We start from the raw sequence: 13,027 nt of genomic DNA on the forward strand, positions 1-13,027 counted from the left end.
GCAGCCCGGCCTCCTCGCAGGGCGGATCGATCGGCCGCACGCGGTCGAGGCCCAACGCGTGTTCGTGGGCCATGTCGGCATCCTCACCGACCGGGCGGCCCGGGTCCGGCGGCCACCCCCGTACGCTGATGTCGTGGCCAGAGTGGTGGTGGACGTGATGCCCAAGCCCGAGATCCTGGACCCGCAGGGTCAGGCGGTCTCCCGTGCGCTGACCCGGATCGGGGTCGCCGGCGTGGCCGAGGTCCGGCAGGGCAAGCATTTCGAGCTCGAGGTCGACGACTCGATCGACGACGACACCCTGCACCGCATCGCGGGCGACCTGCTCGCGAATCCGGTGATCGAGGACTGGACTGTGACCCGGCTATGACGATGCGCATCGGAGTGATCACGTTTCCGGGCACGCTCGACGACATCGACGCGGCCCGCGCCGTCCGCCACGCCGGTGCCGAGCCGGTCGCGCTCTGGCACGGCGACCACGACCTGCGCGGGGTGGCGGCGGTGGTCGTCCCCGGCGGCTTCTCCTACGGTGACTACCTGCGCGCGGGCGCGATCGCGAGCCTGGCGCCGATCATGACCGAGGTCATCGACGAGGCGCGCCGCGGCCTGCCGGTGCTGGGTATCTGCAACGGGTTCCAGATCCTCTGCGAGGCGGGGTTGCTCCCCGGTGCGCTGGTGCGCAACGCGGGGCTGCACTTCGTCTGCCGTGATCAGCGGTTGCGGATCGACTCGACCGAAACCGCCTGGACCAGCGACTACACCCGCGGCCAGGAGATCGTGGTGCCGTTGAAGTCGGGTGAGGGCCGGTACGTGGCCGGCGCCGCAACGCTCGCCGAGCTGGAGGCCGAGGGCCGGGTGGTGTTCCGCTACGTGGGAGAGAATCCCAACGACGCGCTGTCCGATATCGCCGGAATCGCGTCGGCCGACGGTCGCGTCGTCGGGCTGATGCCGCATCCCGAGCACGCCATCGACCCCCTGACCGGCCCGTCCACCGACGGGCTCGGCGTTTTCACCTCGGTGCTGACGGCTGTCGCCGCCGCCTGACGTCGCAGCGTGCGCGGATCCTCCTGGTGCTGCTGCTCTAGGCTGTTCAGACGCGCGGTCCAGCGAGTTCGTCGGCACAGGGAGGACCTCGACCGTGACCCGTCCCCTACCCGGTCAGCCGAGCCGCCGGGTGGTGTTGGTCGAGGACGATCCCGGCGACGTCTTCCTGGTACAGGAGCTGCTCGCCGAGGTCGCACCGGAGATCCGCTTGCTGGTCGCCGGCTCGGTCGCCGAGGCGATTCAGCGCGGGCTGTTGGTGATGGCCGACTGTGTGCTGCTCGATCTGAACGTCCCCGGCAGCCGCGATCTGGAGGGGTTGCGCGAGGTCCTGCAGGCCGACCCGTTCGCCGCGGTCTGCGTGCTCACCGGTCTGGACGACGAGTACCTCGGGATCGCCGCGGTGGGCATCGGTGCGCAGGACTACCTGGTCAAGGGCAAGGCCGACGGTCCGGTGCTGATCAGGGCGATCCGGTACGCCGTCGAGCGCCGCCGCGCCGAGGCCAGCCTGGTGCGGCTGCGGGAGCAGCAGCTGGCGGCGGCCGAGTCGGCCCGTCTCGAGCGGGGGCTGCTGCCCTCGCCGCTGCTGGCGGGCAGCCGGGTACGGGCGCGGTCGTTCTACCGCTCGGGGCGGATCCGCTCACTGATCGGCGGCGACTTCTTCGACGCGGTGCTCGGCCCCTCGGGTGCCGTGCACGCGATCGTCGGCGACGTCTGCGGGCACGGGCCCGACGAGGCGGCGCTCGGAGCGCTGCTGCGGGTGTCCTGGCGGGCGCTGGTGCTGGCCGGGGTCGACGAGCCGCAGCTGCTGTCCAACCTGCAGGAAGTCCTGGTCAGCGAGCGACACGATCCGTTCCTGTTCACCACGGTCTGCACCGTCGTGATCGCACCGAGTGCCGGTGAGGCGTTGGTGCGGTTGGCCGGGCATCCGGCGCCGGTTTCGCTGCGCCCGCACCCGAGCACCGACTCGCCGAAGGCCGGTCCGCCCCTCGGGGTCGTCGCGGACGCGGCCTGGGAGCCCGCTCGGTTGCCCCTTGCCCCGGACTGGGCGCTCCTGCTCTACACCGACGGTCTGATCGAGGGCCGCGGGCCGGATCCCGAGGAGCGGCTCTGGGAGGAGGGCCTGCTCGAGCTGCTGGACGAGGAGCGCGACACCGGCCTGGACGAGCTGCCCGGCAGGCTTGCCGAGCGGGTGCAGAAGATCAATGGCGGCCCGCTGGCCGACGATATGGCGATTCTGCTGCTGTCCGGTGCGGGCAGGGAGGGATGACGGCATCGAGCGGCGCCGCGGGCCCTCGCGACGGGCCACGCGGTCACCGGGTGCTCCGGTTACCTGCCGGTCGCAGCCACCAGAGCCGAAGCTGGCCGCTGCGCCGGATCGTCGCAACGTTCGCCTGGGCGGCCGGGCTCCTTGTCGTGGTGGCCTCGGCGCTGGGCGCGCTGGCGGTGCATGGGCTGACCGACGCGCGCGACACCCTTGTCGATCGGATCGTGCCCGCCCAGTCCGCCGCCCGCGAGCTGTCCGCCGCGCTGGCCGACCAGCGGGGCGGGGTGCAGGCGTTCCTCGCCGGCGGCCGGGAGATCGGCCTGGCTCAGTACACGCGGGGACGCGACGCGGAGGCACAGGCTCTCGAGACGCTGCGCACGCTGGCGACGCAGGACGACGCCCGGCCGCCGGATGCCGACGTCGACGCCGTCGAGACGGCCGCCCGGACATGGCGCGCCGAGTACGCCGAGCCGGCGATCGCGGCGGCGCGCGCCGGCGCACCCCTCCCCGCCGTCGATCGCGGCGACGCCCTGTTCGAGTCGGTCCGCAGCGCGAACGAGGTGCTGCTGGCCGATCTCAGGCGGGCTCAGGCCGCTGGCTGGGAGCGGCTCGAGGCGGCGGCCTGGTCCGCCGGTCTGGCCGGGATCGCGATCACGGCGGTGATCGTCGCCTTTCTGCTCAGCACGACGCTGGCCCTGCGGACGGCGGTATTGCGGCCGATCTCGCTGCTCGCCGCGCAGGTGCGCGGGGTGGTCTCCGGTTCCAGGGATGCGCAGCAGACCGTCGGTGGCCACGGTCCGCGCGAGATCATCGAGCTGGGGGAGGACATCGATGCGATGCGGCTGCATATCCTGCGCGAGCTCGACGCGATGCAGCAGGCCAACCGGCAGCTCGGCGAGCAGGCCCGTGATCTGGAGCGGTCCAACCGGGACCTCGAACAGTTCGCGTACGTCGCAAGCCATGATCTGCAGGAGCCGCTGCGCAAGGTGTCCAGTTTCTGCCAGTTGCTGCAGCGTCGATATGAGGGCCAGCTCGACGAGCGCGCCGACCAGTACATCGGCTTCGCCGTCGACGGTGCCCAACGGATGCAGCGGTTGATCAACGATCTGCTGGAGTTCTCCCGGGTCGGTCGGACGACCGCGGGCCTCGGGCCGGTCGGGCTGGGCCCGGTCGTGCGGGCGGCGGCCCACGTCTGGGAGACGACCGTCGCGGAGACCGGCGCCGAGATCGTCGTCGACGAGCTGCCGGAGGTGCGGGGCGACCGCACGTTGCTGCATCAGCTGTTCGCCAACCTCATCGGCAATGCGTTGAAGTTCCGCACCACCGGTGTGTCACCCGTGGTGCACATCACCGCCGCGCCCGGTCCGGGGGACAGCTGGGAGATCTGCGTGACCGACAATGGAATCGGCATCGAGCCGGAGTACGCCGAGAAGGTCTTCGTGATCTTCCAACGACTGCACCCCCGGGACGCCTACGGGGGAACCGGGATCGGGCTGGCGCTGGCCAAGAAGATCGTCGAGTTCCACGACGGCCGGATCTGGGTCGACACGGGCCCGCGCACCCAGCCGGGCACCACCATCCGCTTCACCCTTCCGGCCGCGCCGCAGGCCGGCTCATCGACGACCAACGGCTCGCCCGCCGTGGAGAACGAGACATTCGCGTGAACGAGATGCGTGCGATCAAGGTTCTGCTCGTCGAGGACGACCCCGGCGATGTGCTCATGACCCGCGAGGCGTTCGAGGAGTACCTGCACAACCGGCTCGACGTCGTCACCGACGGCGCCGACGCGCTGGCCTATCTGCGTAACGAGCCGCCCTATGCCGACGCCGCGCGGCCCGACCTGATCCTGCTCGATCTCAACCTTCCCCGCCGCGACGGCCGCGAGGTGCTCGCCGATATCAAGACCGATCCGCGGCTCACGCACATCCCGGTGATCGTGCTCACCACCTCACAGGCCGAGGAGGACGTGCTGCGCAGCTACCAGCTGCACGCCAACGCCTATGTGACGAAACCGGTCGATTTCGAGCGGTTCGTCGAGGCCATCCGGCAGATCGACGGCTTCTTCGCCGGTTTGGTCAAACTCCCTGGTCATCGCCGCTCGTGAGTGCGTAACAGTGTTCTAACACCGCTCCGCGCTCACAGGTAGGCTGAGGCGGTGACCGGGACCGTTCCCCAGGTGGACAGCATCGACTCCGCCGTCGCCACCCCTGACCAGCCTCAGCCCTACCGGGAGCTCGGCCTGGCCGATGACGAGTACGCCCGAATCCGGGAGATCCTCGGCCGCCGGCCCACCGACGCCGAACTGGCGATGTACGCGGTGATGTGGAGCGAGCACTGCTCCTACAAGTCCTCCAAGGTGCATCTGAAGTACTTCGGGGAGACGACCACGCCGCAGATGCGGGGGCGGATGCTCGCGGGTATCGGCGAGAACGCCGGCGTGGTCGAGATCGGCGACGGGTGGGCCGTCACGTTCAAGGTCGAATCGCACAACCACCCCTCCTACGTCGAGCCGTACCAGGGTGCGGCGACGGGTGTCGGCGGGATCGTCCGCGACATCATGGCGATGGGCGCGCGCCCGGTCGCGGTTGCGGACCCGTTGCGGTTCGGCCCGGCCGACGCCCCGGACACCGCGCGCGTGCTTCCCGGGGTCGTCGCCGGGATCGGTGGGTACGGCAACTGTCTCGGGCTGCCGAACGTGGGCGGCGAGGTGGTGTTCGACCCGTCCTATTCCGGCAACCCCCTGGTCAATGCGCTGTGCGTGGGCTCGATGCGGGTGGAGGATCTCCACCTGGCGTTCGCCTCGGGCGTCGGTAACAAGATCATCTTGTTCGGGGCGCGAACCGGGCTCGACGGCATCGGCGGGGTCTCGGTGCTGGCGTCGGAGACCTTCAGCGGGGACGAGGACGGCTCCGGCCGCAAGAAGCTTCCGTCGGTGCAGGTCGGTGATCCGTTCACCGAGAAGGTGCTCATCGAATGCTGTCTGGAGCTGTTCCACGCCGGGCTCGTCGTGGGCATCCAGGATCTCGGCGGTGCGGGGCTGGCATGTGCGACCAGCGAGCTGGCCAGCGCCGGGGACGGCGGCATGCAGGTCGATCTGGACGCGGTACCGCTGCGCGCCACCGGGATGACCGCCGCGGAGATCCTGGCCAGTGAGTCGCAGGAGCGCATGTGCGCGGTGGTGCGCCCCGAGGACGTCGAGCGTTTCATGGCCGTCTGCCGCAAATGGGATGTCCTCGCCGCGGTCATCGGCGAGGTCACCGAGGACGACCGGCTGCGGATCACCTGGCGCGGCGAGACCGTCGTCGACGTTCCCCCGCGCACGGTCGCGGACGAGGGGCCGGTCTACCACCGCCCGGTCGAGCGTTCGGCAGCCCAGGACGCACTGGTCGCGAACACCCCGGACGCGCTGCCCCGCCCGGCCGCACCCAGCGAGCTGCGGGCCGAGATCCTGCGCATGGCGGCCAGCCCGAACCTGTGCAGCCGGGCGTGGGTCACCGACCAGTACGACCGCTACGTGCGCGGTAACACCGTCTTGGCCCAGCCCGCCGACGCCGGGGTGGTGCGGGTCGACGAGGAGTCCGGCCGCGGCGTCGCCGTCGCCACCGATTGCAACGCCCGCTTCGTCGCCCTCGACCCGTATGTCGGCACCCAGCTCGCGCTCGCCGAGGCCTATCGCAACGTCGCGGTCTCCGGCGCCGAACCCATCGCGGTGACGAACTGCCTCAACTTCGGTTCCCCGGAGGACCCGCACGTGATGTGGCAGTTCGCCGAGGCGGTGCGGGGGCTGGCCGACGGGTGCGCGACGCTGGGCATCCCGGTCACCGGCGGCAATGTGAGCTTCTACAACCAGACCGGCGACCGGCCCATCCTGCCGACCCCGGTGATCGGGGTCCTCGGCGTGTTCGAGGACGTCCGCCGTCGCGTCCGCTGCGGCTTCACCCGCGACGGCGACGCGGTCGTGCTGCTCGGGGCCACCCGTGACGAGCTGGGCGGCAGCGAATGGGCACACGTCGCGCACGGCCATCTCGGTGGCCGCCCGCCCGCGGTCGACCTCGCCGCCGAGCAGCGACTGGCCGCGCTGCTGGCCGCGGCCGCCGCCGACGGCGTCCTCACCGGCGCCCACGACCTGTCCGAGGGCGGCCTCGCCCAGGCGCTGGTCGAGTCGAGCCTGGTCGGTGAGCGGGGCGCGAGGATCGCGCCGCCCCCCGGGCTCGATCCGTTCGTCGCGCTGTTCGCGGAGTCGGCGGGCCGGGCGCTGGTCACGGTGGCCGAGCCGGACGCCGAGGCTTTCCTCGCCCGCGTCGGCGAGGCCGGGGTGCCCGCGTCGCGGCTGGGCACCACCGGCGGCGCCGAGCTCGTCATCGGTGAGCTGCCCGCGCTGTCCCTCGACGAGCTCCGCACGGCCTGGGAGGGGACGCTGCCCGCTCTGTTCGGCTCCCCGTGACCCCCGATCCGCTGACGGACTGGTTGGCGGGTGGGAGCCGGCCGGACCGGTCGTTGCTGCGCGTCGCGGTGAAAGAGAGCCTTGCGGCGCTGGCCGCCGTGGCGCCGGGACGCAGCGTCGAGGTGCGCGTTCCGCCGTTCGGTGCCGTGCAGTGCGTCGCGGGTCCACGGCATGGGCGCGGAACGCCACCGAACGTCGTGGAAACCGATGTGCGAACCTGGATCGCTCTCGTGACCGGGGATGTGACCTGGGACGATGCGGTGCGCAGCGGAGCGCTGGCGGTATCGGGGACCCGCGCGGGTGAGGTGGCCAGATGGTTGCCACTGGATCGCGACCGGTAGCTGATCGACTCTCGATCGGATGATTCGAGCCACCTGATGGTGGCGTCTCCGCGACTCGAGGTCGAAAATTGCGCCGGTCGGTGCCAGCGCGGGCCGAACGGGCGATGGGAGGTGGAGGCGTGGTCGCGGTGCGCAGCCTCCCAGATCCCCTCGAGCCGCCGCCTGGGCGACGCGTCACCGGCAGCGCCGACCCCATCGTCGAGCTGGCCGACCGCTGGGCCGAGCTGTTGGCCGCGGGCCAAACCTGCCTGCCCCGTCGCCTCGACGCGTTGCTGCGTCGGTTATCTGTGGCGCTGCGGGCCGAACCGTTCTGGCCGCTCGCCGTCCGGCCCCTCGGTGCCGCGCTGCTCGATGCCGGTCTGGCCGGCAGACGCGCCGGTGCCGATGCCCCGCCCCCGGAGGACCTGTTGCCGCTGAGCCTGGGGCTGCTGCGGCGCGACGGGCAGCGGCTGCTCGACCTGCCGGGTCCCGAGGGCGCCCGCCGGTTGGCCACCGCGCTCGACGAGCTCGTCGCCGGTTTCACCGCCGCCGTGCGCAAGCGCAGCCAGCTTGCGGCGCCCCCGGAGGAACAGCTCGAGCGCGTGCTGGCCGATGGTGAGCTGCGCTACCGCACGCTCTACCTACAGGGCCCGGTCGGGATCGGAATCGGTGATCTCGACGGCCAGGTGCTGGACATGAACCCGGCGCTGTGCCGCATGTTCGGGCTGTCCGCGCCGCCGGACCTGCCCCGACCGGTGACCGACTTCGTGCATCCCGACGATGCGGCCGGGTTCATCGAGAGCTACCACCGGCTGCGCGCCGACGACGGGCCGGACACCCTCGGCGTCGACGTCCGGTTGGTGCGCGGCGACGAGCTGGTCGTCTGGGTGCATATCACCGGATCGCTGGTCCGCGACGATGCCGGCAGGCCCAGCCACCTCATCGCCGTCGTGCAGGACGTCTCCGAGCGGCACCGGTTGCGTTCGCGCCTCGAACAGGCGTCCTCACAGGACCGGCTGACCCGGCTGCCCAACCGGGTGGTCACCGAGCAGCGGCTGCGGCAGGCCTTCCTGCCGGGGGCGGCGCGCCGGGTCGGGCTCTGCGCGCTCGACATCGACGGCTTCACCAAGGTCAACGACGGGCTCGGCCACCAGATCGGTGACCAGCTGCTGCTCGCGGTGGCCGGACGGCTGCAGATGGCCGCCGGGCCACATCTGGTCACCCGCACCGGTGGCGACGAGTTCGCCGTCCTCGTCGTCGATCCCGAGGGCCTCGACGACGTCTGCCGGCTCGCCGACCGGCTGCTGGCCGCGCTGGCAGCACCGTTCCACCTCGGCGGGCACACGCTCATGATGTCGGCGAGTGTCGGCGTCACCGAGGCGGCGACCACGGCGGCGTGCCCCGACGAGCTCAGGCGCGCGGCCGACGTCGCGCTGTCCTGGGCCAAGGCGCACGGTGGCGGGGAACGGGTGGTGTTCGACCCGGAGCGCGACGCGGGGGAGGCAGCCCGGTTCGCGCTGCTGGCCGGGCTGCGCGGGGCGGTGGAAAGGGCCGAGTTCCACCTGGCGTTCCAGCCACTGGTCCGGTTGCACGACAGGTGGGTCCGCGGGGCCGAGGCGCTCGTCCGCTGGCAGCACCCCGATCAGGGGTTGCTGGGGCCGGGGCGGTTCATCGAGCTCGCCGAGCGCAGCGGCGCGATCATCCCGCTCGGACACTGGGTGCTCGCCGAGGCGTGCCGCACAGCGGCGGCGTGGCGCGCGGAGCTCGGCCATGGCTCGCCGTATGTCAGCGTGAACGTCTCGCCGCTGCAGCTCACCGAGTCCGAATGGGTGCAGGAGGTGATCGGGGTACTCGACGAGACCGGCCTGCCCGCGGAGAAGCTGCAGCTGGAGATCACCGAGCAGGCGGTGCTGGGCGACGAGGCGGTCGCGCTCGATGCGCTCGATGCGCTGCGGGCCGTCGGGGTCCGTCTCGCCCTCGACGATTTCGGCACCGGCTACTCCAGCCTGGCCTGGCTGCGCCGGTTGCCGGTGCACGCGCTCAAGATCGACGGCTCGTTCATCGACGGGCTGCGTCACCCGCTGCCGGACCCGGTGGACCAGAGTATCGTGCGCGCGCTCGTCGAGATGGCGCACGCGCTCGGTCTCGAGGTGACCGCCGAGTGGGTGGAGACCAGGGTACAGGCGGACCGGCTCTGCAGGCTGGGCTGCGACCTCGGTCAGGGCCGGTGGTTCGGTGATGCAGGCCCCGCCTCGTGGGTCCCGGAACTATGGCGGCGTACGATCCGGTAACGGGTTCGCGCCGTCTTTTGCTGAGGAGAGTGTGTGCGTTGAGTTCCAGCCGGAACGTGCACCCGACCGAATGCACGACAGCTGCACCCAACGCCGAACCGAATGCGTCGCCGTCGGCCGACGCGATCCCGCTGGAGCACGCGCTGCGCGAGGAGTGCGGTGTCTTCGGCGTCTGGGCCCCGGGCGAGGATGTCGCGAAGCTCACCTACTACGGCCTCTACGCGTTGCAGCACCGCGGCCAGGAGGCCGCGGGCATCGCGGTCTGCGACGGCAGGCGGGTGGTGGTGTTCAAGGATCTCGGCCTGGTCAGCCAGGTCTTCGACGAGCAGACGCTGTCCTCGCTGCGCGGTCACCTCGCCGTCGGACACACCCGCTACTCCACCACGGGCTCGACGACCTGGGAGAACTCGCAGCCCACGTTCCGTACCACGGCCGCCGGCAGCGGTATCGCGCTCGGCCACAACGGCAACCTGGTGAACACCGCGGAGCTGCGCGACGAGGTCGGCACGCTGTCGGATGAGGCCGGCTTCCGCGGCGGTCATGTCCAGGCCACCACCGACTCCGATCTGATCTGCGAGCTGCTCGCGGCCGATGCCGCCGACACCGGGCTGGAGGAGGCCGCGATGCGGCTGCTGCCCCGGCTTCTCGGGGCGTTCTCGCTGGTCTTCGCCGACGAGCAGACCCTCTACGCGGCCCGCGATCCGCACGGCGTCCGGCCGCTCGTGCTCGGCCGTCTCGAGCGGGGCTGGGTAGTCGCCAGCGAGACCGCGGCGCTCGACATCGTCGGCGCCTCGATCGTCCGCGAGGTCGAGCCGGGCGAGCTGCTCGCGATCGATGCCGACGGTATCCGCAGCTCCCGGTTCGGGGTACCGGAGCCCAAGGGCTGCGTGTTCGAGTACGTCTATCTGGCCCGGCCGGACACGACGATCGCCGGCCGTTCGGTGCACGCCGCCCGGGTCGAGATCGGCCGCAGGCTCGCCGAGGAACACCCCGTCGAGGCAGATCTGGTGATCCCGGTTCCCGAGTCGGGAACGCCGGCCGCGATCGGCTACGCCCAGGGGTCGCGCATCCCCTACGGGCAGGGTCTGGTCAAGAACGCCTACGTCGGCCGCACGTTCATCCAGCCCTCGCAGACCATCCGCCAGCTCGGCATCCGGCTCAAGCTCAACCCGTTGCGCGACGTCATCCGAGGTAAACGCCTCGTCGTCGTCGACGACTCGATCGTGCGCGGCAACACTCAGCGGGCGCTCGTGCGGATGCTGCGCGAGTCGGGTGCGCTGGAGGTGCACGTCCGGATCGCCTCGCCGCCGGTGCGCTGGCCGTGCTTCTACGGGATCGACTTCGCCACCCGGGCGGAGCTGGTCGCCAGCGGTCTCGACACCGACGGGGTGCGGCGCTCCATCGGCGCCGACACGCTGGGATACCTGTCGCTCGACGGGCTCATCGCGGCCAGCGAGCAGCCGAAGAGCCGGTTGTGCTGCGCGTGTTTCGACGGGGCCTACCCCATTCCGCTGCCCGCGGAGGCCCGGCTGGGAAAGCACCTGCTCGAGGAGCTGGGCGGCGAGGTGACCGTCGTGGCAGCCGCCGCGGCCGAGACCTCGAGCGCCGCTGCAGCGGGGACTTCCGGCGAAGCCGGGCCGCTGTCGGTCGGTTACGGTGCCGGGGACGCACTTCGTCGTCCCTGAGCTCGGCCGACCCTGAGCGCGGGCCGTCCGTGCGCCGTCCGCGGCGCCGTCATCCACCGGGAGCGAGACACCCATCATGGCACCCATGCCGCCGACCGTGCCCGACAACAACGTCGACGAACCGCGGGTCAGCTATGCGACCGCAGGTGTCGACATCGAGGCCGGTGAGCGCGCGGTCGAGGCATTCCGACCGTATGCGGAGAAGGCGTCGCGGCCCGAGGTCCTGGGCGGCATCGGCGGCTTCGCCGGGCTGTTCGCCCCGAAGCTGGGTCGCTATGCCGAGCCGGTGCTGGCCGCGTCCACCGACGGGGTCGGGACCAAGGTGTCCATCGCGCAGGCGATGGACAAGCACGACACGATCGGCCTCGACCTGGTCGCAATGGTCGTAGACGACCTGGTGGTGTGCGGCGCCGAGCCGTTGTTCCTCCAGGATTACATCGCGGTCGAGCGACTGGTGCCCGAGCAGGTCGCGACGATCGTCAGGGGCATCGCCGAGGGCTGCCAGCAGGCCGGCTGCGCGCTGCTGGGCGGGGAGACCGCCGAACATCCCGGGCTCATGGCGGCCGGCGGCTACGATCTGTCGGCCACCGCCGTCGGGATCGTCGATGCCGAGGCGATGCTGCGTCCCGAGCGGGTGCGCCCCGGTGACGTGCTCGTCGCGATGCGCGCCTCCGGGTTGCATTCCAACGGCTATTCACTGGCTCGGCACGTGCTCCTGGAGATCGCCCGGATGCCGTTGGACGGGCACGTCGAGGAGTTCGGGCGCAGCCTCGGGGAGGAGCTGCTCGCCCCGACCCGAATCTATGCGCGTGACTGCCTCGCGCTGGCCGCCGAGACCGGGGTGCGCACGTTCGCGCACATCACCGGCGGCGGGCTGGCCCGCAACCTGGAGCGGGTGCTGCCCGACGGGCTCGTCGCCGTCGCCGAACGCGGCACCTGGACCCCCGAGCCGGTGTTCAAGATGATCGCCTCGCGGGGCCGGATCGACCGCGCGGAGATGGAGAAGACCTTCAACATGGGCGTCGGAATGGTCGCGGTGCTGCCGCCGGACGACGTCGACCGCGCGCTGGCCGTGCTGACAGCCCGACACGTCCCGGCCTGGGTGCTGGGGGAGGTGCGGCGCGCGACGGGCGAGGGGGGCCAGGGTCCTGGCGACCGGGTCCAGCTGCTCGGCGAACATCCCCGCTTCTGACCCCCTGTGAGTGCGTAACAGTGTTAGAACACTGTTACGCACTCACAGGAGGCGGGTGAGCGGCGGAGACAGGGCGGTAGCCGGGCCGCGACGGAACAGCTGTGCCGGGCGCCCGCGGCCGCCGGCGGCCCTCGATTCGGTCGGCATCAGGAAGCCGTCGGTCGAGGTGACCTTGCGGGAGAAGTTGCGCGGGTCGATCTCGGTCTGCCAGACCGCCTCGTAGACCCGACGAAGCTCGCTGATCGTGAACTCGGACGGGCAGAACGAAGCGGCCAGAGTCGAGTACTCCAGCTTCGCCCTGGCCCGCTCGACGCCGTCGGCGAGGATGCGGTCGTGGTCGAACGCCAACCCGGCCGTCTCGTCGATCGGGCGCCACGCGCTGACCGCGGCCTCCGGATCGGCGACGGGCTCGGGGAGGTCGGGCAGCAGCGCGAGATGGGCGACGCTGAGCACCCGGCCGCGCGGGTCGCGATCCGGGGTGGCGTAGCTGGCGAGCTGCTCCAGATGCCCGGTGACGGCGTCCCCCGTGGCGGCCCGGGTCAGTTCGGCGAGCTGCCGGGCAGCGGTGTCGCGCAGGTCCTCGCGCGGCCTGACAAAGCCGCCGGGTAACGCCCAGTACCCGGCGTATGGCGGCGCGGCGCGCTGCACCAGCAGCCCGCACAGCGCCCCGTCACGCACTGTGAGGACGACGAGATCGACGGCGACGGCGAACAGGTTGCCACGCATGTGTTGCCACCCTGACGAGAACTTGGGGAGCGATTTTCGTCAGGGCGACACTACCGGGCGCTCA

11 protein-coding genes are annotated in these 13,027 nt (G+C 71.5%); 10 read left to right on the forward strand and 1 reads right to left on the reverse strand.

The features are described 5' to 3' along the window. The first annotated feature begins 133 nt into the window (after positions 1 to 133). The 10 genes from purS (at position 134) to purM (ending at position 12,237) form a co-directional block, all read left to right on the forward strand. A complete protein-coding gene (purS, locus tag G567_RS0119265; RefSeq protein ID WP_028931269.1) occupies positions 134 to 367 on the forward strand; it encodes a phosphoribosylformylglycinamidine synthase subunit PurS in 234 nt (77 codons plus the stop codon). Further along, positions 364 to 1,041: a phosphoribosylformylglycinamidine synthase subunit PurQ gene (gene purQ, locus G567_RS0119270; protein ID WP_028931270.1), complete on the forward strand. Its 678-nt coding sequence runs from the start codon at positions 364 to 366 to the stop codon at positions 1,039 to 1,041. Before purS ends, purQ begins: the two co-directional genes overlap by 4 nt. A gap of 94 nt (positions 1,042 to 1,135) precedes the next feature. Next, positions 1,136 to 2,308 carry a PP2C family protein-serine/threonine phosphatase gene (locus G567_RS29935; RefSeq protein WP_051233301.1) on the forward strand — a complete coding sequence of 391 codons (1,173 nt, stop codon included), beginning with the start codon at positions 1,136 to 1,138 and terminating at the stop codon, positions 2,306 to 2,308. 50 nt (positions 2,309 to 2,358) lie between these two features. Next, entirely contained in the window at positions 2,359 to 3,969 is a 1,611-nt protein-coding gene (locus tag G567_RS29940; RefSeq protein WP_245585708.1) for a sensor histidine kinase, read from the forward strand. A 5-nt stretch (positions 3,970 to 3,974) separates the two neighbouring features. Continuing rightward, entirely contained in the window at positions 3,975 to 4,409 is a 435-nt protein-coding gene (locus tag G567_RS0119285) for a response regulator (protein WP_037057717.1), read from the forward strand. A gap of 51 nt (positions 4,410 to 4,460) precedes the next feature. After that, the gene (gene purL / locus G567_RS0119290; protein WP_028931272.1) at positions 4,461 to 6,749 is read left to right on the forward strand and encodes a phosphoribosylformylglycinamidine synthase subunit PurL; all 2,289 of its coding nucleotides are present in this window, start codon (positions 4,461 to 4,463) and stop codon (positions 6,747 to 6,749) included. Next, the gene (locus G567_RS0119295) at positions 6,746 to 7,090 is read left to right on the forward strand and encodes a sterol carrier family protein (RefSeq protein ID WP_028931273.1); all 345 of its coding nucleotides are present in this window, start codon (positions 6,746 to 6,748) and stop codon (positions 7,088 to 7,090) included. Before purL ends, G567_RS0119295 begins: the two co-directional genes overlap by 4 nt. A 119-nt stretch (positions 7,091 to 7,209) precedes the next feature. Further along, positions 7,210 to 9,360 (forward strand): putative bifunctional diguanylate cyclase/phosphodiesterase, encoded by a 2,151-nt coding sequence (locus G567_RS29945; RefSeq protein ID WP_051233303.1) that lies wholly within the window; start codon positions 7,210 to 7,212, stop codon positions 9,358 to 9,360. Between the two features lie 125 nt (positions 9,361 to 9,485). Continuing rightward, positions 9,486 to 11,045: an amidophosphoribosyltransferase gene (gene purF, locus G567_RS0119305; RefSeq protein ID WP_051233312.1), complete on the forward strand. Its 1,560-nt coding sequence runs from the start codon at positions 9,486 to 9,488 to the stop codon at positions 11,043 to 11,045. 85 nt (positions 11,046 to 11,130) lie between these two features. Continuing rightward, the gene (gene purM / locus G567_RS0119310; RefSeq protein ID WP_147201056.1) at positions 11,131 to 12,237 is read left to right on the forward strand and encodes a phosphoribosylformylglycinamidine cyclo-ligase; all 1,107 of its coding nucleotides are present in this window, start codon (positions 11,131 to 11,133) and stop codon (positions 12,235 to 12,237) included. A gap of 42 nt (positions 12,238 to 12,279) precedes the next feature. On the opposite strand, the gene G567_RS0119315 is transcribed toward purM, so the two are convergent. After that, complete coding sequence (locus G567_RS0119315) at positions 12,280 to 12,963, reverse strand: NUDIX hydrolase (protein WP_028931276.1); 684 nt, start codon at positions 12,961 to 12,963, stop codon at positions 12,280 to 12,282. Positions 12,964 to 13,027 lie beyond the last annotated feature (64 nt).

Origin of the sequence: Pseudonocardia asaccharolytica DSM 44247 = NBRC 16224, assembly GCF_000423625.1 — a bacterium.
GTDB lineage: Bacteria > Actinomycetota > Actinomycetes > Mycobacteriales > Pseudonocardiaceae > Pseudonocardia > Pseudonocardia asaccharolytica.

Bases quoted from the DNA above. Each gene is read 5' to 3' on its own strand.
- purM (WP_147201056.1), top strand. From the start codon at position 11,131: ATGCCGCCGACCGTGCCCGACAACAACGTCGACGAACCGCGGGTCAGC.
- purQ (WP_028931270.1), top strand. From the start codon at position 364: ATGACGATGCGCATCGGAGTGATCACGTTTCCGGGCACGCTCGACGAC.
- G567_RS0119315 (WP_028931276.1), bottom strand. From the start codon at position 12,963: ATGCGTGGCAACCTGTTCGCCGTCGCCGTCGATCTCGTCGTCCTCACA.
- G567_RS0119285 (WP_037057717.1), top strand. From the start codon at position 3,975: ATGCGTGCGATCAAGGTTCTGCTCGTCGAGGACGACCCCGGCGATGTG.